Raw genomic sequence first — 21,524 nt, 5'->3', positions numbered from 1 at the left:
TCTATCCGATGACTCCGCCGACCGGACCCAGGCACGGCCCGATCGCCACCGGCGTGCCGCCGCGGGCGGTGAACGTGATGATCGAGTCGATCCGCAGGTTGTCGGAGATGGCCTGGGGGCCCTGGTCGATGGTGACGGGCATGCCGTCCCGCAGTCCTTCCAGGAACCGGACGGTGTTGTCGGCGGCCCGGATCTTGGCCGCCGTCGCCGGGCCGAGGCCGGTGAAGGTCAGGGTGCCGAAGTCGCGCACCACGGTCACGGTCGTCAGCTGGAACACGCTCGGCGCGTGCCGGCCGAGCACGACGCCGAGGAAGTCGTAGGCGAAGACGACTCGTGCCTGCTCCGCGGCGTCGGTGTCCGCGGTGGTGAGCTGGTCGTCGCCGGACTCGACGTTCTGCTGGACGAGGGCACTGATCGAGCGGGTGAGCGACACCAGCTGGTCGAGCACCGGGTTCTGCCCGTTGTGCGCGGGGCCGGCCGCCGGACTGTCCTCTGTGGACTTGGTGGCGGGCTGCTTCTCGGTCTTGGCCGCCGGCGCGGCGGCCGCTTTCGGCCGTCCCGCGGCGACGCGGGATTCGGCTGTCTTCGGATTGGTCATGGCGTTTTCCTGTTCCCCTCCGGGTCAAGCGGCTTGGTGGTGGGAGCGCGGTGCGGCGTCGGCACCGACATCGGTGACCCAGGCCAGGAGCCGGGCCTGGTGCTCGGCCGCGGCGGCCGGTTCGAGCACCGCGCGGGTGGAGAGGTGGGCGAGGATCCGCAACGGTTCGCGCCGCCTCAGGTACGCCGAAGTCAGCAACGACGGGCCGGCCTGCCGGGCGAGCGACTCCAGTGCGGCCGGGGACACGCGGCGCGGATCGAGCAGCGCCGACAGCGGTGCGCCACCGAACGCGGCCATCGGCCGGCGGGTGCACACGTCGACGATGTCCGGCAACGCGGCGACGCTGAGGCGGGTCAGCGCGGCCACGTCACCGGGGGCGTCCGCGAGGGGGTTCCGCTGCCGCCAAACGGCGGCGACGTCATCCCACGGCCCGGCCCCGAACCAGCTCCGGCACAGTTCGGCGTTGACCATCACCCGCAGGAACGGGAACGGGTGCGGATCGGTGAACCGGATCCGGAACACCGCCTGCGGGGGACCGTCGACGACGTTGGCCAGCGCGGCCACGGGCGCCCACCCGGCCTGGGCGAAGGCGTGGACGTCGGCGGCGATCTCACCGGCCCAGCCCCGCCACAGCTCGGCCAGTTCCCTAGAGCGCGGCGCGAGCACGGTGCCCAGCGCGTCGGCCAGCTCGGTGGTCCAGCCGGTCAGGTGCGCCACCTGGTGGCCCGTCTCGTGCAGCAGCGCGGTCGGGTAGGCGAGGTTGTGCCGGGTCAGCTTGATCGCCGCGGCCGGCGACGGGTGACTGTGGTCCCACAGCCGGATCCCGGCGCGCAGGATCGCCGCGCCCAGCCCGCGATCGAGGTAGATCAGCGCCGGCGGGGACTCGATGCCCAGCCGGTTCAGGACGGCGGCCATGCTGTCGCCCGCCAGCGTGTCGTACCCGCGCAGCAGCGCGCGCAGGGCCGGGTTCGTCCGGCTGTTCACCGCGTCGCCGTAGAAGTCGAGGATCGTCTCGACCTGCAGGTACCGGGCGCGCAACCGCAGCACCGCTTGCCTCACCTCGGCGGGATCGCCGCCCGCGCCGAGCCTGCGGTGCAGCGCCCGGCCCTCGGCGACCAGGACCGTGACGACCTCCGACAGCCGGCCCCGGACCTGGCGCTGCAGGTAGTCCTCGAGTGCCTGCCACGCCTCGGGTGCGGCCATCGTGTCGAGATCGGCGAGCGCTTCGACCGCGAGCTGCCAGTGCACCAGCTCGGACTCGGTCTGCCGGTCCGCCGCGAGGTCAGTCACGGTGCATTCCCGGCCGGATGCTGACGGCCGGATCGCCCGCCGGCGTGCCCGCGGCGACCGCGGCGCGGTCGGCGAAGGAGAACGTGAAGGTCAACGTCGCCCCGGGCGCGGGATCCTGAGCCGCCTGGGCGAGCGTCTGCGCCGACGCCGGCAGCTGCTCCGACACCGTCCGCAGCATCCCGTCGGCGAGCCGCTGGGCGAGCTGCCTGCCGACGCCGGCCTGGGCGGTGATGCCGTGCTTGGTCATCAGCCGTTCCAGCCGGGTCGTGATCGCCTGGAGTGCGGCGTCGTCGAGCAGCCGCCGCACGGTCGAGACGACCTGGACGAGCTGCCGGCGTTGGAGCTGGGCCGCGAGTTCGTGGCTGTCCCGCTCGCCGATCAGCAGGTTCACCCGCAGCACCGGCTGCGGCGCGGTCAGGTCGAACCCCACGACGAAGCTCTGCCGGTGCCCGCGGTGCAGCGGGCGTCCCTGGCGGCGGAACCGGAAGTAGCGGCTGCCCGCCCGGCGGTGCTGTCCGTGCCCGCCGTGCCGGTGGGTCCCGGCGAAGCGGGGATTGCCCGTCAGCAGCGTCGCCGCCGTCTGCGTCAGCTCTTCGAACTCGGCCGCGCCGTCGGCCGACTCGTACGCGGCGAGGTGCCCCGGCCGGCCGCCGGGCAGCAGCTCGTACAGCTCCACTTCGCCCTCGACCGGCCACGCCTGCACACCGGATTCGAGCAGCCGCCGCTCGAGCGTCTCGCCGCCGGCCAGGACGACCGCGCGGGCGACGGGCCGGGTGAGCCGGACCGGGATGACGCGGCCGTACTTCTTGTAGCGGAAGCAGGGCTTGGTGGCGCGCGGCATCATGACCCACACCGCGTGCTCGGGTTCCACCAGCTCGGGGCGCAGCACCGCCGCGGGCAGGTGCCGGGCGGCCGCCTCGGCGAAGGCGTCCTGCACTTCGGTCTCGACGAGCAGCTCGTGCCCCAGTGATTCGGGTGGCAGCGTCATCACCTGCCGCACGGTGTCCTCGGTCGCGGCCACGAGGGCTTCGCCGCCGAGGGTTCCGTCGCCGCCGGCCTCGAGCCCGAGCAGCCCCAGCCCGGCGCCGGCGATGTGCCGGGACAGCAGCTTGGCCGCGTCCGCGCCGACCATGCCCGCGATCAGCTGTGAGAGCGGGCCGGCGATCGCGTCGACGACCTTGTCGCGGCCGATGATGCCGATCCCCGTCCGGATCAGCGGCAGCGCCGCCATGACCACGGGGATGAACTGCTCCAGCTGCTCGGTGGGCGGCACGCCGGGGTCGGCGGTGGCCAGCTCGCGCGCCAGCCGGGCGCGGGCGTCGTCCAGATCGTGGCCCGGTCCGGGGTCGTCGCCGGTGAACTCCGCGTGCTCGGCGGGCAGCGAACCGGTATCGCCGGTCACGGCCGCGGCGAGCTCGCGGTCGAACTCCTCCGCGAACGACTCCTCGGACAGTTCGCCGCTGCCCCGCAGTTTGGCCGCCAGCTGCGTGGCCAGCGGGCGCAGTGACTCGGGCAGCCGGCCGATGGCGCTGTCGAGCACCTTGCGCAACAGCGGCCGGACGAGCTTGCGGAGAATCCCGAACAGCGGTCCCAGCGCGAGTTTCCCGGCGAAGGCGAGCCCCTTCTTCGCGAGCTTGCCCACGCCCTTCGCCAGCTTCTTCGCCTTGTCCAGCAGACCGCCGAGGAAAAGCTGCTGGGAGGTCAGCGGATTGGTGAAGCCGTCCGCTTCGCGGTAGCCGGCGACCGCGTCGATCTCGCTCGTCTGCACGGAATCCGCCGACCGGTCCCCGAAGTGTTCTTCCAGGGCACCGAGCATGCGGTCGGCCTCTTCGGCCAGCTCCGCCATCCACTGCGCGGTGTCGGCGGTGGCGAGCACGGGCGCGGCGGACTCGTTCGACCAGGTGCCGACCGACTGGAGGTGCCGCGCGGCGACCTCGTCCTCCAGCAGCTCCAGCGCTTCGGCGAACCGGACGTCGTCGAGCTCGGCCAGCAGTGCCCCGGCCGCCTCGGCGCCGAGGTCGGCCGCACCCACCGCGGACGCGGCCTCGGCGAACGGGGAATGCAGCACCTGCCCGGGCGGCGGCGCCGGCCGCGGCTCGGCGCCACCGGACAGGGTCACCGGCGCGAACGGCGACATCGCGCCCGCTTCGGTCGTCACGGGGTCTCCGGCCTCGCCGTTGAGACCGTACGGTCTGAGCACGGGCATGCTCATCGGGAACTCCCTCGCCTAGCCGGACTCCTCTGCTACCGGACCACGGTTCCACGACCCGTCGACAATTCGTCGACAGTGCGGTCCGGGCCCGGATCCGGGGCGACGGGGGAATTCGAAGTGGTGCCGCGGGAAGGGAATGCCGTACGGGCAAGCGATTGCGGTGCGGATTCTCCGGCGGAGCGCGGGTCAGTTCTTCCAGACCACCGGGGACTTGTCGTAGCCGTCGCCCTTGTCGTACGTCGCGGCGCCGACTTCGCTGCCTTCGCGGGCGCCCTGCAGCGTGCACGTCTCGAACTTCGCGCCCGCCTTGCCGAAGTCCTTGCCCGCCGTGCCGGACTTGCACTGGTCGGTGCTGCCGGTGATGATCACGCCGGTGGAGCGGCCGTCGGCGCCGAGGGCGCGCAGGGTCACCGAGGAGTAGGACAGGTCGGCGCCGTCCACGTTCTCGACCGTCGCGCGCAGGTAGTACGGCGTGATGCCCTTCGCCTTGTCACCGTACTTCGCGAGGTCGGCGTTGGCGCCCTTCTCGATCGCCGTCACGGTGATCGCGATCGTGCCGGACTTGGTGGTGCCGTACTTGAACGGGACGACCGCGCGCTCGCCGAGCTTCAGTTCGGTCCCGGGCTTCGTGACGTCGCCGGCGGGCACGGCCGCGCCCGTCGAGGACTCCGGGGAGGCCGACGCCGAGTCCGACGCCGGAGCGCTGGTCGGGGCGGCGGGCGCGGCCTGGCCGGACTCCTCGCCGCACGCGGACAGCAGGAGGGTGGCGGCGCAGGCGGCGAGCAGGGCGGTGGTGCGGACGTGCTTCATGGATCTCCTCGGAAAGCCCGCCGGACAGGTTCCGGCCGGGGCGGAGCCGGGCGCCGCGGCCGTCCCCGAACAGTCGCGGCGACCCGTACGGGGCGCCCTCGCGGCTCCGTCAGCCGGACGCTAACCCGGCCGCGCCACCGGCGGTGTGGTCCGTTCGCACCACGCCGAGGTCACAGATCGTCGACGCCGATCAGGCCGTCCTGGATGGCCCGGGCGACGAGCGCGGCCTTGGTCGGCGCCTCGCGGCCGATGCGCGCGTACTTGACGCGGATCCGCTCCAGGTGGGAGTTCACCGTGCTGGCCGAGATCCCCAGCCGGTGTGCGACGAACTCCTTCGACTCCGACTGGAACCACTCGACGAGCACCTCGGCCTCCCGCGCCGAGAGCGCGGGCCGCGTCTCCGAGCGGTCCCCGGCGAGCGCCCCGGCCAGCGACGGCGGGGTGTAGGGCCGGTCCTGCGCCGCGGCCCGGGTCGCCTCCACCAGGTGCCCGGCGCCTTCGGCCTTCGTCAGGTAGCAGAGCGCGCCCAGCTCGAGGCACTGCAGCGCGACGTCGTCGTCCGAGCGCATCGAGTAGACGACCACGCGGCGCCCGGCCTCGGCCAGGCGCCGCAGGTCGCCGAACGCCGGCGCGGGGCCGCCCAGGTGCAGGTCGAAGATCACGACGTCGGCGGTCGCGCCCGCGCCGAGCCAGGCGGCCTTGACGTCCTCGCCCTCGGCGACGACGTCGATCGGCGGGTCGCCGGCCGCCAGCCAGTACGCCACGCCGGCGCGCACCGCCGGGTGGTCGTCGACCACGACGGCCGTCACTCGGGTCGCCACTGCGCCTCCATCCGCGATTGCCTTTCGGGCTCGGCACGGCCGTCCGCGACGACGGCGACGCGCACGAGTTCGGGAGTGCGCAGCACGCTGACGCGCGCCCGGGTGCGGGCGGCGGCCAGCGCGGTGAGCACGGTTCCGGTCAGCTCACGGCGGGCCTCGGCCGGGACTTCGACGACATCACCGCTCACGGCCAGCGTCACGGCGACCCCGCGCCGCTCGGCGACGTCGAGGCAGGCGGTGACCTCGTGCACGAGCGGGTCGGGCACGTCGTCGTTCTCCGCGAAGAGGCGTCGCAGCTGCGCGGCGGCCAGCGCGCAGCGGGCGCGGGCGTCCGGCGTGCGGGGGTCGACGGTGCCGTCGGCGAGCCCGGCCAGCAGGGGAAGGGTGGCACCGAGCTGTTCGGCGAACCCGGTGCGCAGGTCGCGCCCGGCCTGCGCGGCGAGGGCGGCCCGGGTGGCGAGGCGCTCCCGCTCGGCGGCGGCCGCGGCGGCCTCGCCCGCGCGGCGGTCGAGCAGCCGGATCAGCCCGGCGATGGCGAGCTGGAAGACGGTCACGCCGAACAGCACGATCGCGGCGTCGCCGAGCTCGGTGCGCGTGGGTGTCCCGCCGAGCAGGAACTGGGTGACGCTGGCGGCGGTGTGCGCGGCGAGCGCGGTCAGCAGGGCGGGCGGCCGGTCGGCGAGCAGCACGAGCAGGTGCCACCCGACGAGCCCGAACGACCAGTGCGGCTCGCGGAAGAAGGAGTCCGGTGGCAGGGCGGCGGTCGCGGCGGAGGAGGCGAGGAGCACGACGAATGCCCCACCGGCGGCGACGGCCGCGGGGATCGGCTTGCGCCGCAGCACCCAGAGGGCGCAGAGGGCGGTGACCCCGGCGAGGACACCGTAGGCAAGGTCGGCGACGACGGGCGGTTGGTAGGCGGGGTGGTGGCGGAGAAGGGGAGCGAGCCCGAGCCCGGGCTGGATGATGGCGGTCACGCCGAGCAGCACGATCCGGATTGCTGTAGCGAGCCGGATGGCGGGATCGGCTGGAGCGGCGGCCGCGTTGGGCGTGGCAGGGTGCGCCGAAGGGCCGGCGGCGCCCGGGAATCCCGAACCGGCCACCGCCCCACCCCCGCCCGCGGGGTCCCGGCGAAGTCGCATCCGTACCGCTGGGCTGAAGGTCCCCTTCGGCCCACGCGAGCCGGCCGAACCGGGCCTCGTCACCGACACCGTGGCCTCGCCGGAGCCCTGAGCTCCGTCCGCGGGGTCTTCCGCCGTCTCACGCACGAGACCACCTCAGCGTCACGGTCGTCCCGGCGCCGGGGCTCGAGCTGATCTCCGCGGTGCCCCCGGCGGCGCGCATCCGCTCCACCACCGACCCCCGGACCCCGCGCCGAGCCGGGGGAACCGAAGCCGGGTCGAAGCCGGAGCCGTCGTCGGTGATCGTGACCGCCACCCCGGCGGGCACCGCCGACAACCGCACCGCCACGGAGTCCGCACCCGAGTGGCGTTCGGCGTTGCGCAGCGCCTCCTCGGCCGCGCGCACCAGAGCCAAAGCCGCCGAAGCCGGAATCAGCGGCACCGGCTCCCACACCGCGTCCACCGGCAGCGAGCGTCCGACCAGGGTCGCCCGCAGACCCGCTTCCAGGTCGACTGGCGTGTCCTCCTCCCGGTGCGAACCGGTCAGGATCGCCAGATCACGGGCCGCATACCCCGCCACCGCGCCGGGGTCGGTCGCCGCGCCGGACGCGACCGCCAGGAACGTCGCCGACGCCGTGTCGTGCAGCAGTGCCAAGTACTCGCGCTCGCGACGGCGACGGTCCCGCTCGAGGGCCGCCGCCTGTTCGAGCGCCGCCTGCTCGGCGCGCGCGGCGTCCGTCCGGGCCGTCGACCGGACGAGCAGCACGAACGCCAGCCGCGCCAGCACGCTCTCCACGACGACCCGCAGCGCCACCGGCAGCCAGTCCCCGCCGCCGGCGACCGTCCCCACGGCGAGCAGCACCACGAGCGCCGGCCCGGTCAGCCGCGGCGGGTGCTCCCACTGCCAGGTGATCGCGGTGATCGTCAGGACGTTCACCGCCCACAGGCTCGCCGAGCCCGGCACCGACGTGATCCACGGCTGGCACGCGCCCACCGCACCGGCGCGCAGCACGCACAAGACGAACGACGTGCGCCGCCCACCGAAGACGTCGGCGGCGCTCGCAACCAGACTCAACGCCAGCAGGCCGAAGGGCAGGACACCGCCGGGCGCGGCGACCACGCCGAAGACGCCGACGACCGCTGTGGCGACGGCTCGCGCGGGCCCGGCGAACCGGGTGACCGACGCCCGGAACTGCGCCTCGACCGGCCCCGGCGCGCTGGCCGTCATCACACCCCCGGGAACTGCGGAAATCGGACGTACTGTTTCTACCAGGCGTCGCCTGGCGCGCAATTCTGTCCAATAAGGGCGAACTTCCTGCACAATCGAGCACTTGACATGCCCGGTCCTGCTCGCTTTACTGCTGAGCACGTCGGAACGGACGCCCCGACGTCAGAGGTACGCCCAGCCGGTATGTCGGCCTCCGCCGCGAGCCCGGACTGAGTCGCCAGGACGCGCACGTGGTCCGAGGCGGGGTCGTGCCCACCATCATCCGGAGTTCGATGATGCCCTCTTCCCGCGTTCAGTTCCTCGCCGGCGCCGCCCTGGCGGCCGCTGTCCTCGGCGGCACCGCGTGTTCCGCCTCCGCGGCACCGGTGGCCACCGTCACGCCGCCGCCGGTCAAAGCCGGCTTCGACTACCAGATCGGCGGCGCGTACACCCCCGCGAAAGACGTCCAGGTCGTCAGCCGCGACCACACCGCCTCGCCCGCTCAAGGCGTCTACAACATCTGCTACGTCAACGCTTTCCAGGCGCAGCCCGGCGCCGAGGGGGAGTGGGACGACCTCCTGCTCCGCGACGCGAACGGCAAGGTGGTCGTCGACGAGGACTGGGACGAAGCCCTGCTCGACCTGCGCACCGCGGACAAGCGAACCCGGGTCGCGGCCAAGGTGAACGCCTGGGTCGACGACTGCGCGGCCCGGGGCTACCAGGCGATCGAGCCCGACAACTACGACAGTTTCACGCGCTCCGAAGGACTTCTGTCCGACAGCGACGCCCAGGCCTACATCCGCCTGCTGTCCGCGCACGCCCACGCGAAGGGCCTGGCGATCGGGCAGAAGAACACCTCCGAGCTGGCCGGGCAGCGCCAGGCGAACGGCCTCGACTTCGCCGTCGCCGAAGAATGCGGTGAGCAGGACAACTGCGACGAGTTCACGCCCGCGTTCGGCGACCACGTGATCGTCATCGAATACACCGACGCCGGCCTGGCCAACGCCTGCGACCGCTGGGGCGGCTCGCTGAGCATCGTCCGCCGCGACCACGACGTCGTCCCGGAGGGCGAAGCCGGCTACGTCCGCAAGACCTGCTGATGGACCGGCGCGGATTCCTGCGCGGCGCCGGCGGTCTGGCCCTCGGCGCGGCCGTGGCCGGCTGCGGCCCGGCGCGCAGCACCGGCGGCCCGGTGACCGTCGAGATCTGGCACGGCCAGACCGACACCGGCAAGAAGGTCCTCGACGCGCTCGTCGCGGACTTCCACCGGACACACCCCGGCATCCGGATCGACCTGGGCGGTGGCGTCCTTTCGGACGCGATGCTCCAGAAGGTCACCGCGGCGCTCGCGTCGGGGTCGTTCCCGGACATCGCCTACGTCTTCGGCTCGGACCTCGCCAGCGTCGCGCGCAGCCCGAGCGTCGTCGACGTCACCGACCTCGTCGACGCGGGCCCCGGCTTCTGGGCTCCGGCCCGGGAAGCGGTCACCGTCAACGGCCGCGTCCGCGCGGTCCCGGCGCTGCTCGACTCGCTGGCCGTGGTGTGCAACAAGGCGTTGTTCGAGCAGGCCGGGATCCCGGTGCCCGCCGCGGGCTGGACGTGGGCCGATTTCGTCGCCACGGCCGGGAAACTCACCGACCCGGGCAGTGGCACCTTCGGCACCGCCTGGCCCGCCACCGGCGACGAGGACACCGTGTGGCGGCTGTGGCCGATGGTGTGGGACCTCGGCGGCGACGTCATCGGCGCGGGCGGGCGCGGCATCGGGTTCACCGAGCAGGGCGTGCGGGCCCTGGAGGTCGTCCGCGACCTCGCCGCGGCGAAGTCCGTCTACCTCGACCCGAAGACCGGCAGCGAGCAGATGTACCAGGCGTTCGAGGCCGGCCACATCGGCATGGTCCCGACCGGCCCGTGGCAGCTGCCCGACATCGCCGACGCCGGGATCGACTACGCGATCGTTCCGTTGCCCAGCTTCAGCGGCCGCCCGATCACCATCTCCGGCCCGGACACCTGGACGCTCTTCGACAACGGCGAGGAGCGCGTCGAGGCGGCGCGCACGTTCCTGTCCTGGCTGGCGGACCCGGCCCAGGACGTCCGCTGGGACGAGGGCGCGGGCAGTCTCCCGCTCAGCCGCCGGACGCAGCAACTGCCCGCGTGGCAGGAGAAAACGGCGGAGACCCCGGGCCTGCCGGTGTTCGTCGACGCGCTGGAGAACGCCCGCGTCCGGCCGGTGCACCCGGCCTACCCCCAGGTGTCGGCGGCCGTCGGCACCGCGATCGTCGCCGTGCTGCTCGGCCAGGCGACGCCGGCCGACGCGCTGCGCGACTGCGCCGCGGCCGCGAACGCCGCCCTGATCATTCCGCGATAGGGAGCCGCCATGCCCGGACTGCCGAGGCCCATCACCGTCACGCCCGCCCGGAACCCCGCCAAGAGCCGACGGCGCCGCGAAACCGCGTCCGCCTGGGCCTACGTCTCGCCCGCCGTCCTGATCATCCTCGGCCTCGGCGTGGTGCCCGTGGCCTGGTCGCTGGTGCTGTCCTTCCAGGTCGACGACCTCGTCACGCCGAGCCGCTGGACCGGCGTGGACAACTACGCCGCCCTCGCCCAGGACCCGCACTTCGCCCAGGCGGTCTGGAACACCGTGCTGTACACGGTGCTCTACGTCCCGCTCAGCATCCTGTTCGGGTTCCTGCTGGCCCAGGCGCTGAACCGGCGCATCCGGCTGGCCGGGGTCTACCGGACGCTCGTGTTCGTCCCGTTCGTGCTGTCGGCGACGGCCCAGGGCGTGCTGTTCTCCTTCATCCTCGACCCGCAGTTCGGCGCGGCCAACTCGCTGCTGCACCACCTCGGCGTGTCCCCGCAAGGGTTCCTGACCGACCCGGCGCAGGCGCTGCTGGTCTTGGTCGGGATCACGCTGTGGAGCGGCACCGGGTTCTGCGTCGTCGTTTACCTGGCCGCGCTGCAGGACGTTCCACCCTCGCTGGTCGAGGCGGCGCGGCTGGACGGTGCCGGCACCTGGCGCGTGCTCCGGCACGTCACGCTGCCCGCGATCACCCCGGTGACGGTGTTCCTGGTGCTGTGGCAGCTGATCACGTCGCTGCAGGTGTTCGACCTGGTCTACGTGACGACCAAGGGCGGCCCGCTCGGCTCCACCACGGTCATCGTCTACTTCGTCTGGGAGCAGGCGTTCAAGAACTTCACCGCCGGCTACGGTGCGGCTTCGGCCTACGTGCTCGCGCTGGCCCTGCTCGTCGTCGTGCTCGTCCTGCGCGTGCTGCGCCGGCCAGGGAAGGCCCTTCGATGACGGCCCGGCTCGAAGTACCCGCGACCCGCGTGCTGCCCGTGCCGCGCCGGCCCCGGCTGCCCTTCAGCCCGTGGCACCTGCTGCTCGTGCCGCTGGCGCTGATGTTCGCGGCGCCGCTGGTGTGGCTGCTGCTCAGCTCCGTGATGAGCAACGCGGAGATCAACCGGTTCCCACCCGCGCTCTGGCCGTCCCATGTGGACTTCGCCGGGTACCGCTACGTCCTCGAGAACGCGCTTTTCGTGCGCTGGTTCACGAACTCGCTGATCGTTTCGGCGGTGACGGTCGTGTCGAACCTGCTGTTCGGCGCGCTGGGTGGGTACGCGTTCGCGCGGATGCGGTTCACCGGCTCGCGGGCGCTGCTCGCGCTGATGGTCGCGACGATGGCGATCCCGTTCCAGCTCACCATGATCCCGACGTTCCTGGTGATGAAGAAGCTCGGCCTGATCGACACCCTCGGCGCGCTCATCGTGCCGTCGCTGGTGACGCCGTTCGCGGTGTTCCTGCTGCGCCAGTTCTTCCTCTCGCTGCCACGGGAACTCGAAGAGGCGGCGTGGATCGACGGCTGCTCACGGCTGCGCGTGCTGTTCACCATCGTGCTGCCGCTGTCGCGGCCCGCGCTGAGCACGGTCGCCGTGCTGACGTTCCTGAGTACGTGGAACGACCTGACCTGGCCGCTGATCGTGCTCAACCACGACACGACCTACACGCTGCAGCTGGGGCTCACGACGTTCCAGGGCCAGCACCACACGAACTGGGCCGCGGTGATGGCCGGCAACGTCATCACCGTGCTGCCCGTGCTGCTGGCCTTCCTCGGCGCGCAGAAGACGTTCGTCCAGTCCATCACCTCCAGCGGGCTCAAGGGCTGACCCGTCCGCCCTCCCCTTCGACCACACCGGATCGGATTTCGATGACCCCCAAGATCACCCTCGTCGGCGCGGGCAGCGTCGTGTTCACCCAGGGCCTGCTCGCGGATTTGTTCGCCTACCCGGAGCTGGCCGGCGTGCACGTCGCCCTGCACGACATCGACCCGGACCGGCTGGCGACCGCGCTGGCCGCGGCCCGGCAGATCGCCTCCGTGCGGGGCGTCAAGCCGGTGCTCACCGCGCACGCCGATCGCCGGGAAGCGTTGTCGGGCGCGGACTTCGTCGTGAACATCGTCCAGATCGGGATGGGGGAGGCGACCCGCACCGACTTCGAGATCCCCGCGCGCTACGGCGTGCGCCAGACCATCGGCGACACCCTCGGCATCGGCGGGATCTTCCGCGCGCTGCGGACGTTCCCCTTCCTGAAGGCGCTCGGTGCCGACATCGCCGACGTCTGCCCGGAGGCGTGGCTGCTGAACTACACGAACCCGATGGCGATGAACGTCCAGTACCTGGGCGAGGCCACCGGGCTGACGCGGGTCGTCGGCCTGTGCCACTCGGTGTACTGGACCGTGCACGGGCTCGCCGAGCTGGTCGGGGTGCCGTTCGACGAGGTCACCTACGTCGCGGCCGGCGTCAACCACCAGGCCTGGGTGCTGCGGTTCGAGCACGCGGGCGCCGACCTCTACCCGCGGCTGCGGGAGCTGGCCGCGTCCGACGAGCAGCTGCGGCGGCGCGTCCGGTTCGACATGCTCCGGCGGCTCGGCTACTACCCGACCGAGACCAGCGAGCACTCCGCCGAGTACGTGCCCTGGTACCTCAAGCACGACTCCGAAATCGAGCGCCTGCGGCTGCCGATCGGTGCCTACCTGGACATCGTCGCGGAGAACGAAGCCGAGTACGACCGGACCCGGCGGGCGGTCGCGGCCGACGAGCCGCTGCCCGTCGAAGGCACCGGCGAGTACGCGCCGCAGATCGTCCACAGTGTCCTGACCGGCACCCCGCGGACCGTCTACGGCAACGTCGTCAACCGGGGCTTGATCGAGAACCTGCCCGCCGCCGGCGTGGTCGAGGTGCCGTGCCTCGTCGACGGAACCGGCGTCCGGCCGACCCGGATCGGTGCGCTGCCGCCGCAGCTCGCCGCGCTCAACCGGACTTACCTGAGCGCCAACGACCTCGTCGTGCGCGCGGCCGTCGAAGACGACCCGCTGCACATCCGGCACGCCGCGATGACCGACCCGGCGACCGCGGCCACGCTGCCCGTCGAGCGGATCTTCGAGCTGTGCGACGACCTCGTCCGCGCGCACGGCGACCGGCTCCAGCCCGCGCTGCGCGCCGTCCTCGGCCGCTGACCCTCGAGAGGGAGACCATGTCGCGCGGTCGGTGGACCTGGCGAGCTGACCCGCGGACCCACCTCGGGCAGCAGGTTTCCCGGCCGGCGCACCGCTGAAACGGCGTTGTCGGGATCCGCACAGGACCTGCGTCGGCGCCCGGCCGAAGGTAAAGTTCCGGCACGTTCCGCGGTTCAGCCCAGCAGCCGTAGCCCAGTGCCGAGCCTCGCGGCCGGCGTTCGCACTCAGCCTGCGGAGGTTGCTTCCCGTGCTCTCCGGAACAGCGGACAGACGGCCGGTCGCCCATGCTCGGTGAGCACACCGGCGAAAGCGGCCTCCCCACTTCGCCCCGGTACTCGCTGGACGTGCCCGGCGACGGGCGGCCGTGGTGGGCCCGCGACGAACCGCCGGAGGTGATCGCCGGGCGCTACGAGGTCGGCGGCCTGATCGGCAGCGGCGGTACCGCCCGCGTCTACCAGGCCTTCGACCAGCGGCTGCGCCGCGACGTCGCGGTCAAGGTGTACGAGCGGGGCGCGGTGGCCGTGGAAGTTCTGCGCCGGGCACGGGAGAAGGCCATCCAGGCCAGCATCGACCACCCCCGCGTCGTCGCCCTGTACGACAGCGGCACCGAAGGCGACCGGCCCTACCTGGTGATGCAGCTGGTGACCGGGGAGAACCTCGCGCAGCGCCTGCTCGCCGGGCCGATGCCGGCCGAGCAGGTCACGGAGCTGGCGGCCGAGCTCGCCGAAGCGCTGGCGCACGTCCACGACCGGCGGATCGTGCACCGGGACCTCAAGCCCGCCAACGTCCTCCTCGGCGGCGACGGCCCGCTCCTCTCCGACTTCGGCATCGCCCACGAGCTGGACTCCACGCACGTCACCGGCACCGGCCTGGTGACCGGCACGGCCGCGTACCTGGCCCCGGAGCAGGTCGTCGGCGAGCAGGCCGGCCCGGCGGCCGACGTCTACGCGCTCGGGCTGATCCTGCTGGAATGCCTGACCGCGGAACGCGAGTACCCCGGCACCCTGGCCGAGTCGGCGACGGCCCGGCTGCACCGGCCGCCGCGGGTCCCCGCCGGGCTGCCTTCGCCACTGGCCGACGTCCTCGAACGGATGACCGTCCGTGAACCCGCGCAGCGCCCCACGGCCGGGGAGGTCGTGCGGCTGCTGCGGCAGCCGGCCACGACGGTGGCGGCGCCCGCGCCGCGCCGGCGGAAGCTGGTCGCGGCCGGCGGGCTCGCGACCGCGGCCGTCGCGGTCGTGCTCGGCGTGCTGCTCACCCGGCCGGACGCCGCGGGGCCCGGTGCGGGCGGGGAGCCCGTCGCCGGGTCGGTCGTCCCGAGCAGCCCGGCGCCGTCGTCGGTGGCCTCTTCACCGCCCGCGTCGACCGTCCTGATGGGGTCCCAGGAGGGCGGGGCCGCGGCGCCCCCGGGGCCGGCGGCGGTGTCGAGGCCCCAGCCGCCCACGCCGGAAGCGGTGCACTCCGCGGCCGCGGAGAACGGCAAAGCCAAGGGCAAGACCCGGGGGAACGGCCCGGTGAAGGGCAAGGGGCAGCCCGATCACTGACCTTCACGGCCCCTCGGCCGGGCGCTGCACGCCCAGGGCGACCGCCCGCAGCAGCGTCGTCAGTTGCTCGCGGAACCGCAGCGCGCTGTGCGCCCACCTCGGCACCTCGTCGTACAGCCGGCGCAAGGTCGGCGACGGCCGGGACAGCTGGAAGAGGTACGCCGCGCAGCTCATCGCCGCCGTCAGGAGGGTCCGGGCGCCGTCGGCGTCCAAGCCGGCGCCGGTCTCGACCAGAGCCGCCGTCATCGCGTCGAACGCCTCCGAGGCGGCGGTCTTGTAGCCGCGCGCCCGCTCCAGCCGGACCGCGCCCTCCAGGCTGAGACCGACGTGCGTCTGCAGGTCGCAGAACAGGGGGAGCGCGTCCAGCGACCCGGCGACGACCTCGGCGACCTCGACCGGGCCCAGCCGGCGGCCTTCGAGGTCCGCCAGCAGCCGCTCCCGCCACTCGGCCCAGCCCTGCTCCGCCAGTTCGAGCAGCAGCTCCTCGCGGGATTCGAAGTACCGGCGCAGCGCCGACGGGTGCAGGCCGACCCGGCTCGTCACCTCGGTGAGGGTGACCTCGCGCACGCCGCGTTCGACCGCGAGTTCGCGCGCGGCGGTCAGCAAAGCGGTCTTGCGGACCTCTTTGTCCTGGTCGGAGCGGGCGCGCTGGCGGGGATGAGGCACGCGTCCACGATAACGCAACCGCTTTGACTTAACGCTGCAGCGGGCGTACGTTCGCCTTAACGCAAGGGCATTGCGTTAACAAAGGAGCTTCCGATGAGTTCAGTCTTCTTCGTGACCGGTTCGTCGCGCGGCCTCGGCCGGCAGATCGCCGAGCGGGCCCTCGCCGCCGGGCACCGCGTCGTCGCGACCGCCCGGGACCCGCGCGCCCTGGACGCGCTCGTGGCCCGCTACGGCGACCGCGTCCACGTCGAGCCGCTCGACGTCACCGACGCGGCGGCCGCCGAAACCGCGGTGGCCGCCGGCGTCGCCGCGTTCGGCCGGATCGACGTCGTGGTCAACAACGCCGGCCAGGGCGACCGGGTGTCCCTGGAGGACACGACGCTCGACGTCTTCCGCCGGCAGATCGAGACGAACTTCCTCGGCACGGTGTACGTCACCAAGGCCGCGGTTCCGGTGCTGCGCGCGCAGGGCGGCGGCCGGATCATCCAGATCTCGTCCGTCGGCGGCCGCGTCGGCAGCCCCGGGATGACGGCGTACCAGTCGGCGAAGTGGGCGGTCGGCGGGTTCAGCGAAGCGCTCGCCGCCGAGGTCGCCCCGCTGGGCATCAAGATCACGGTTCTGGAGCCGGGCGGGATGCGCACCGACTGGGCCGGCGCGTCGATGACCACGCCGCCGATCAGCGAGCCGTACGAGGCGACGGTCGGCGCGTCCGCCCGCGCGATGGCCGACTTCGAGCGGCACGCGAACAGCGACCCGCGGAAGGTCGCCGACCTGGTGCTCACCGTCGCGGGCCTCGACGAGCCGCCGCTGCGCCTGCTGGCGGGCAGCGACGCCTACGAGTTCGGCCGCCAGGCGTGGCGGCACCGCGTCGACACCGACGCGAAGTGGGCCGGCCTGAGCAGCTCCACGGATCACGACGAAGCCGGCGACGCGTGGCGCCTCCAGCGCGGCCAGAGCCTGCCCGACGTGCGGGCCTGACCGACACCGACGAGTGGCCGGAGGTTCCGGAAGGCCGTTTGGTGGGTAGCCCAGGGGTGTGAGGCTGAGCAGGCCCTGCCTGCGGACTAGTGAGAGGTGATCACATGAGCCAGGGCGATGCTCCGGTCGGGCGATCGGTGAAGACGGCGGCCGCCGGCGTTCGGGATCTCGCCGCGGAAGCGGCACGAGTGGGGGCGGCCGCGGCCGCGCGGGCGGTGGAGATCACCGACCGCAAGCTGTCCGAAAGCGCGGACGAGCTCGCGAAGGTCGGCCGTTCGGCGACCAAGGACTTCGACAAGAGCACCCGGTCTTCGCGCCGGGACGTGCTGAAGCACTCGGTCGCCGCCCGCGACGAGGTGCTGTCCCGCGCGGTGAAGCTGCGCGACCCCGGTCGCAAGGCGGCGCAGGCGATCGCGACGGTGGCGGGCTCGACGGGCGAGTCGAACCGCAAGCGGCGCAAGGCCGTCGCGACGGCGAAGCGTGACCTGGCCGTGGCGCTGGAGGAAGCGAAGAGCGTGGCGCGCGGGGACCGCTCCCGGCGGGCCCGCTGGCCGTGGCTGCTGGTGCTGGGCGCGGTGGCCGCCGCGGTGGTGGCCGTCGTGCAGGCGAAGCGGTCGAACCCGCTGGTGGAGGAGACCGAGGAGAAGGCTCCGGTGCCGGCGGACAAGGTCGTGACCCCGGCGGACCAGGCGGTGCCGCCGACGCCGGCCAAGCCGGTGGCCGCGGCTCCGACTCCCGCGTCGGCTCCGGCTGCCGCACCGGCGCCGAAGCCGGCCGACGCCCCGAAGCCGCCGGCTCCCAAGCCGGTCAACGGCACCAACGGCCACGCGGCCAAGGGCAAGACCGAGCACAAGGCCCGGTAGGACCGGATCGAACGGGGGCGCTGCCTGAACGGGCAGCGCCCCCGTCGTGCTGTTCGCTGCTCCGAACGAGTGCGTGGTGTTACCGCCGGGACGGGGTCCGCGACTGACGGGACATGACGTCACCGTTGCCGGAACGGGAAGAAGCCTGGCTGCTGGAAGAGTACAAACTGCTTTCCGCGCACTACTTCCACGAAGACCAGATCTACTTCCGCACGGGCGGCCTGCTCATCACGCTGAACAGCGCGCTGATCGCGGTCTCCGCGGCCTCCGGTGAAGTCTCCCGGCTGCCGCCCGCCGTGCTCGTGCTGTTCTCGTTCTTCGGATTCTTGGTGACCCTCGGCTGGATCGCGATGCTGTGGCGGATCCGGGCCGTCCGGCAGATCAGCAGCAAGCGCATCGAAGAGATCGAGGCCGGGCTCGAAGCGAGCTGGTCCGCCGCGATCGCCTCCCCGAGGATCCGGCTGCGGATGGGCGAACGGCTCGTCGCCGAGGCGGGCCGTCTGCCGTCGAGGCGGATGACCGGCGTTCCCGCTACCGTGCTGTTCCTGCTCGTCCCCGTCGTGGCGGCCGCATACTGGGTCTGCCTGCCGTTCTGGCGCTGAGTACCCGGGGCTCACGCTCGGTCGTCGTCCGGTGTGACGTGGGTCTGCTTGAGAGCATGGTCCCATCGCGCATAATGAGCACCTGACCGACCGCTTAGCATGTGCCGGGTACCACACCGCGAAGGAGACACACAGCCGTGAACTCGTTCAAGGATCGCGTCGCGATCGTCACCGGGGCCAGCCGGGGCATCGGCCTCGGGATCGCGAAGACGCTCGTCGAGCGCGGGGCCAAGGTGTGCATCACCGCGCGCAAGCCCGAGGCCCTCGAAGAGGCCGTCAACTCCCTCGGCGGGCCCGACGTCGCCATGTTCGTGCCCGGCAAGTCCGACGACACCGACCACCAGGACGAGGCGATCGCCAAAACGATCGAGACCTTCGGCCGGCTCGACTACCTGGTCAACAACACCGGCATCAACCCCGCCTACGGGCCCACCCTCGACATCGACCCCGCCGCCGCGGCGAAGATCCTCGGCGTCAACGTCCTCGCGCCACTCGGCTGGACCAAGCGCGCCCGCGACGCCTGGATGGGGGAGCACGGCGGTGCCGTCGTCAACGTCGCCTCGGTCGCCGGCCTCGGCGCGTCGCCCGGCATCGGCATGTACGGCGTCAGCAAGGCCGCGCTGATCCGGCTGACCGTCGAGCTCGGTGCCGAGCTGGGGCCGAAGATCCGCGTCAACGCCGTCGCGCCCGCCGTCGTCAAGACGAAGTTCGCCACCGCGCTCTACGAAGGCCGTGAAGATGAGGTCGCCGCGGCCTACCCGATGAAGCGCCTCGGCGTGCCGGCCGACATCGCCGGCGCCGTCGCGTTCCTGCTGTCCGACGACGCGGGCTGGATCACCGGCCAGACGATGGTCCTCGACGGCGGCGTGACCCTGGGTGGTGGCCTGTGACCGGCGTCGTCGTCACCGGGGGCGGCGGGGGCATCGGTGCCGCGCTGGCCCGTCGCTTCGCCGCCGAAGGCGCCCAGGTCGTCGTGGCCGACCTCGACGGCGACAAGGCCGGCGAAGTCGCGAAGGAGGTCGGCGGCACGGCGTTCACCGGCGACGTCGCGAGCGTCGACGGCGTCGCGAAGCTGATCGAGAGCGCCCGCGCGACGCTGGGCGAGATCGACGTCTTCTGCGCCAACGCGGGCATCGCGCCCTTCGGCGGCGCGGAAAGCCCCGAAGAGGTCTGGGCGCGCACCTGGGAAGTCAACGTCATGTCCCACGTCCGCGCGGCGAACCAGCTGCTCCCGGCGTGGCTCGAGCGCGGCCGGGGTCACTTCATCGCGACCGTCTCCGCCGCCGGGCTACTCACCAGCCTCGGCTCGGCGCCGTACTCGGTGACCAAGCACGGCGCGCTCGCGTTCGCCGAGTACCTGTCGGCGACCTACCGGCACCGCGGGATCACCGTGCAGGCGATCTGCCCGCAGGGCGTGCGCACCGCCATGCTGGAGAGCACCGGCACCGCCGGCCAGCTGCTGATGGGCGCGTCCGCGATCGAGCCCGAGCAGGTGGCGGACGCGCTGTTCGCGGCCATCGAGTCGAAGCAGTTCCTGGTGCTGCCGCACCCCGAGGTCGCCGGCTACTACGCGGCCCGTGCGACGCAGACCGACCGCTGGCTCGGCGGGATGAACAAGCTGCAGCGCAAGGTCGAAGCGGCCCTCGAAGCCGAATGAACTGGCAGCCGGAGGTCGACGAGATCGCGCGGCGGCGTGAGCTGGCCGAGCGCATGGGCGGGCCGGAGAAGGTGGCCCGCCAGCAGGCCGCCGGGCGGTCGACGGTCCGCGAGCGGATCGCGGCCCTCGTCGATCCCGGCAGCTTCGACGAGATCGGGGCGCTCGCCGGCACGGCGTCCTATGTGGACGGGTCACTGGAGTCGTTCACCCCGGCCAACTTCGTCATCGGAACGGCGAAGCTCGACGGCCGCCGGGTGGCGATCGGCGGCGACGACTTCACCGTCCGCGGCGGCGCCGCCGACGCCGCGATCATGGAGAAGCAGGTCCACGCCGAGCGCCTGGCGAACGAGCTCGGGCTGCCGATGGTGCGGCTGATCGAGGGCACCGGGGGCGGCGGCAGCGTCAAGATGCTGGAGCAGCACGGGTTCACCTACGTCCCGGTCAACCCGGGCTGGGACCTCGTGGTGGACAACCTCTCGACGGTGCCGGTCATCGCGCTGTGCCTGGGCCCGGTCGCCGGGCTCGGGGCCGCGCGGGCGGTCATGTCGCACCTGAACGTCCTGGTCGAAGGCGCCGGCCAGCTGTTCGTCGCCGGCCCGCCGGTGGTCAAGCACGCGACGGGGGAGGACCTCACCAAGGAGGAGCTGGGCGGCGCCGACGTCCACCGGCGCAGCGGCGCGGTCGACCGGATCGTGGCGTCGGAGGCGGAAGCTTTCGTCGTCGCCAAGCAGTTCCTGTCGTACTTGCCGTCCTCAGTGGACTCTTTGCCGCCGGTGTCGTCCACGGCGGACCCCGTGGACCGGGCCGACGAGGCGCTGCTGTCGCTGGTGCCGCGCAACCGGCGTCATCCCTACCGGTTGCGGCCGCTGCTCGACGGCGTCTTCGACGAAGGCTCGGTGTTCGACTACGCCGTGTCGGGCGGCTCGGCCTACGCGGGACTGGCGCGGCTGAACGGCCACCCGGTCGGTGTGCTGGCCACCGACCCGTACCGCGGCGCGACGCTGACGCCGGAGGGCGCCGACGTCATGACGCGGCTGGTCGACCTTTGCGAGACCTTCCACCTGCCACTGGTGTCGCTGACCGACCAGGCGGGCATGGTGATCGGCGCGGCCGCCGAACGCGCGGGCGCGATCCGCCACGGCGCCCGCGCGGTGACGGCGGTCTACCAGACGCGGATCCCGATGGCCGAGGTGATCGTCCGGCGCGTGTTCGGCGTCGGCGGCGCGGGCCAGGTCAACCGGCACCGCCTGGTCCGCCGCTGGGCATGGCCGTCCGGCGACTGGGGTTCCCTGCCGGTCGAAGGCGGCATCGAAGCGGCCTACCGCGCCGAACTCGACGCCGCCGACGACCGCGAGGCGCGGATCGAGGAGATCCGCGCCCGCCTCGACGCGGTGCGCTCGCCGTTCCGCACGGCGGAGCGGTTTTCGGTGGACGACGTCATCGACCCGCGCGAAACCCGGGCGCGGCTGTGCGACTGGGTGCCGGACGCGTACGCCGTGCTGCCGAAGCTGGTGGGCCGGCCGTCGTTCGGGCTGCGGCCCTAGGGTCGTGGGGGGGGGGGGGGGGGGGGGGGGGGGGTGGGTGGGTACGAACCGGGCGCCTAGACCTTCGTGAGAAGGTCCGTTGAGTTCGGATCAGCGGT

General features: G+C 73.0%; 20 protein-coding genes. 12 read left to right on the top strand and 8 right to left on the bottom strand.

The annotated features are described in order from the left end of the window. Position 1 precedes the first annotated feature (1 nt). The 7 genes from AB0M59_RS26725 to AB0M59_RS26695 all read right to left on the bottom strand — a co-directional run bounded on the left by AB0M59_RS26725 (position 2) and on the right by AB0M59_RS26695 (position 8,077). Entirely contained in the window at positions 2–598 is a 597-nt protein-coding gene (locus AB0M59_RS26725) for a hypothetical protein (RefSeq protein WP_364619935.1), read from the bottom strand. A gap of 24 nt (positions 599–622) precedes the next feature. After that, positions 623–1,888, bottom strand: coding sequence for a hypothetical protein (locus tag AB0M59_RS26720; protein WP_364619932.1), 1,266 nt, complete (start codon positions 1,886–1,888; stop codon positions 623–625). Next, entirely contained in the window at positions 1,881–4,100 is a 2,220-nt protein-coding gene (locus AB0M59_RS26715; protein WP_364619929.1) for a hypothetical protein, read from the bottom strand. The genes AB0M59_RS26720 and AB0M59_RS26715 overlap by 8 nt, the downstream gene beginning before the upstream one ends. 186 nt (positions 4,101–4,286) lie before the next feature. Then, positions 4,287–4,910, bottom strand: a complete 624-nt coding sequence (locus tag AB0M59_RS26710; protein ID WP_364619926.1) for a hypothetical protein — start codon at positions 4,908–4,910, stop codon at positions 4,287–4,289. A 170-nt stretch (positions 4,911–5,080) separates the two neighbouring features. Then, the gene (locus AB0M59_RS26705) at positions 5,081–5,731 is read right to left on the bottom strand and encodes a response regulator transcription factor (RefSeq protein ID WP_364619923.1); all 651 of its coding nucleotides are present in this window, start codon (positions 5,729–5,731) and stop codon (positions 5,081–5,083) included. Continuing rightward, positions 5,716–6,831, bottom strand: a complete 1,116-nt coding sequence (locus tag AB0M59_RS26700; RefSeq protein WP_364619921.1) for a hypothetical protein — start codon at positions 6,829–6,831, stop codon at positions 5,716–5,718. The genes AB0M59_RS26705 and AB0M59_RS26700 overlap by 16 nt, the downstream gene beginning before the upstream one ends. A 157-nt stretch (positions 6,832–6,988) precedes the next feature. Then, on the bottom strand, positions 6,989–8,077 hold the full coding sequence (locus AB0M59_RS26695; protein WP_364619918.1) for an ATP-binding protein: 1,089 nt from the start codon (positions 8,075–8,077) through the stop codon (positions 6,989–6,991). Between the two features lie 248 nt (positions 8,078–8,325). Between AB0M59_RS26695 and AB0M59_RS26690 the strand changes: the two genes are divergently transcribed. The 6 genes from AB0M59_RS26690 to AB0M59_RS26665 all read left to right on the top strand — a co-directional run bounded on the left by AB0M59_RS26690 (position 8,326) and on the right by AB0M59_RS26665 (position 15,116). Then, positions 8,326–9,156, top strand: a complete 831-nt coding sequence (locus AB0M59_RS26690) for an endo alpha-1,4 polygalactosaminidase (RefSeq protein ID WP_364619916.1) — start codon at positions 8,326–8,328, stop codon at positions 9,154–9,156. Beyond that, positions 9,156–10,421: an ABC transporter substrate-binding protein gene (locus tag AB0M59_RS26685; protein WP_364619914.1), complete on the top strand. Its 1,266-nt coding sequence runs from the start codon at positions 9,156–9,158 to the stop codon at positions 10,419–10,421. The genes AB0M59_RS26690 and AB0M59_RS26685 overlap by 1 nt, the downstream gene beginning before the upstream one ends. 9 nt (positions 10,422–10,430) lie before the next feature. Further along, positions 10,431–11,357, top strand: a complete 927-nt coding sequence (locus tag AB0M59_RS26680) for a sugar ABC transporter permease (protein ID WP_364619912.1) — start codon at positions 10,431–10,433, stop codon at positions 11,355–11,357. Beyond that, a complete protein-coding gene (locus AB0M59_RS26675) occupies positions 11,354–12,223 on the top strand; it encodes a carbohydrate ABC transporter permease (RefSeq protein WP_364619909.1) in 870 nt (289 codons plus the stop codon). The genes AB0M59_RS26680 and AB0M59_RS26675 overlap by 4 nt, the downstream gene beginning before the upstream one ends. 41 nt (positions 12,224–12,264) lie before the next feature. Next, positions 12,265–13,572 (top strand): alpha-glucosidase/alpha-galactosidase, encoded by a 1,308-nt coding sequence (locus AB0M59_RS26670; RefSeq protein ID WP_364619906.1) that lies wholly within the window; start codon positions 12,265–12,267, stop codon positions 13,570–13,572. Between the two features lie 284 nt (positions 13,573–13,856). After that, positions 13,857–15,116 (top strand): serine/threonine-protein kinase, encoded by a 1,260-nt coding sequence (locus AB0M59_RS26665; RefSeq protein ID WP_364619904.1) that lies wholly within the window; start codon positions 13,857–13,859, stop codon positions 15,114–15,116. Between the two features lie 3 nt (positions 15,117–15,119). Here AB0M59_RS26665 and AB0M59_RS26660 read toward each other — a convergent pair whose 3' ends face one another. After that, entirely contained in the window at positions 15,120–15,782 is a 663-nt protein-coding gene (locus AB0M59_RS26660) for a TetR family transcriptional regulator (protein ID WP_364619901.1), read from the bottom strand. Positions 15,783–15,875: 93 nt separating this feature from the next. Here AB0M59_RS26660 and AB0M59_RS26655 point away from each other — a divergent pair, with 93 nt between their 5' ends. The 6 genes from AB0M59_RS26655 (at position 15,876) to AB0M59_RS26630 (ending at position 21,426) form a co-directional block, all read left to right on the top strand. Then, entirely contained in the window at positions 15,876–16,760 is an 885-nt protein-coding gene (locus AB0M59_RS26655; RefSeq protein ID WP_364619898.1) for an SDR family NAD(P)-dependent oxidoreductase, read from the top strand. A gap of 104 nt (positions 16,761–16,864) precedes the next feature. Beyond that, on the top strand, positions 16,865–17,623 hold the full coding sequence (locus tag AB0M59_RS26650) for a hypothetical protein (RefSeq protein ID WP_364619896.1): 759 nt from the start codon (positions 16,865–16,867) through the stop codon (positions 17,621–17,623). A gap of 113 nt (positions 17,624–17,736) precedes the next feature. Continuing rightward, positions 17,737–18,225 carry a hypothetical protein gene (locus AB0M59_RS26645; protein WP_364619893.1) on the top strand — a complete coding sequence of 163 codons (489 nt, stop codon included), beginning with the start codon at positions 17,737–17,739 and terminating at the stop codon, positions 18,223–18,225. A gap of 137 nt (positions 18,226–18,362) precedes the next feature. Then, the gene (locus AB0M59_RS26640; RefSeq protein ID WP_364619890.1) at positions 18,363–19,115 is read left to right on the top strand and encodes an SDR family oxidoreductase; all 753 of its coding nucleotides are present in this window, start codon (positions 18,363–18,365) and stop codon (positions 19,113–19,115) included. Continuing rightward, positions 19,112–19,882, top strand: a complete 771-nt coding sequence (locus AB0M59_RS26635) for an SDR family oxidoreductase (protein ID WP_364619887.1) — start codon at positions 19,112–19,114, stop codon at positions 19,880–19,882. Before AB0M59_RS26640 ends, AB0M59_RS26635 begins: the two co-directional genes overlap by 4 nt. After that, positions 19,879–21,426, top strand: coding sequence for a carboxyl transferase domain-containing protein (locus tag AB0M59_RS26630; RefSeq protein WP_364619884.1), 1,548 nt, complete (start codon positions 19,879–19,881; stop codon positions 21,424–21,426). Before AB0M59_RS26635 ends, AB0M59_RS26630 begins: the two co-directional genes overlap by 4 nt. The last annotated feature ends 98 nt before the right edge of the window (positions 21,427–21,524 follow it).

Origin of the sequence: Amycolatopsis sp. NPDC051371 (assembly GCF_040682155.1) — a bacterium.
Taxonomy (GTDB): domain Bacteria; phylum Actinomycetota; class Actinomycetes; order Mycobacteriales; family Pseudonocardiaceae; genus Amycolatopsis.
This window is presented reverse-complemented; position numbering and strand designations above follow the sequence as displayed.

What these genes read in the sequence shown, in the direction of transcription:
- AB0M59_RS26675 (WP_364619909.1), top strand. Translation starts at nt 11,354, where the DNA reads ATGACGGCCCGGCTCGAAGTACCCGCGACCCGCGTGCTGCCCGTGCCG.
- AB0M59_RS26715 (WP_364619929.1), bottom strand. Translation starts at nt 4,100, where the DNA reads ATGAGCATGCCCGTGCTCAGACCGTACGGTCTCAACGGCGAGGCCGGA.
- AB0M59_RS26710 (WP_364619926.1), bottom strand. Translation starts at nt 4,910, where the DNA reads ATGAAGCACGTCCGCACCACCGCCCTGCTCGCCGCCTGCGCCGCCACC.
- AB0M59_RS26685 (WP_364619914.1), top strand. Translation starts at nt 9,156, where the DNA reads ATGGACCGGCGCGGATTCCTGCGCGGCGCCGGCGGTCTGGCCCTCGGC.
- AB0M59_RS26645 (WP_364619893.1), top strand. Translation starts at nt 17,737, where the DNA reads ATGACGTCACCGTTGCCGGAACGGGAAGAAGCCTGGCTGCTGGAAGAG.
- AB0M59_RS26670 (WP_364619906.1), top strand. Translation starts at nt 12,265, where the DNA reads ATGACCCCCAAGATCACCCTCGTCGGCGCGGGCAGCGTCGTGTTCACC.
- AB0M59_RS26680 (WP_364619912.1), top strand. Translation starts at nt 10,431, where the DNA reads ATGCCCGGACTGCCGAGGCCCATCACCGTCACGCCCGCCCGGAACCCC.
- AB0M59_RS26725 (WP_364619935.1), bottom strand. Translation starts at nt 598, where the DNA reads ATGACCAATCCGAAGACAGCCGAATCCCGCGTCGCCGCGGGACGGCCG.
- AB0M59_RS26655 (WP_364619898.1), top strand. Translation starts at nt 15,876, where the DNA reads ATGAGTTCAGTCTTCTTCGTGACCGGTTCGTCGCGCGGCCTCGGCCGG.
- AB0M59_RS26695 (WP_364619918.1), bottom strand. Translation starts at nt 8,077, where the DNA reads ATGACGGCCAGCGCGCCGGGGCCGGTCGAGGCGCAGTTCCGGGCGTCG.
- AB0M59_RS26650 (WP_364619896.1), top strand. Translation starts at nt 16,865, where the DNA reads ATGAGCCAGGGCGATGCTCCGGTCGGGCGATCGGTGAAGACGGCGGCC.
- AB0M59_RS26630 (WP_364619884.1), top strand. Translation starts at nt 19,879, where the DNA reads ATGAACTGGCAGCCGGAGGTCGACGAGATCGCGCGGCGGCGTGAGCTG.
- AB0M59_RS26665 (WP_364619904.1), top strand. Translation starts at nt 13,857, where the DNA reads ATGCTCGGTGAGCACACCGGCGAAAGCGGCCTCCCCACTTCGCCCCGG.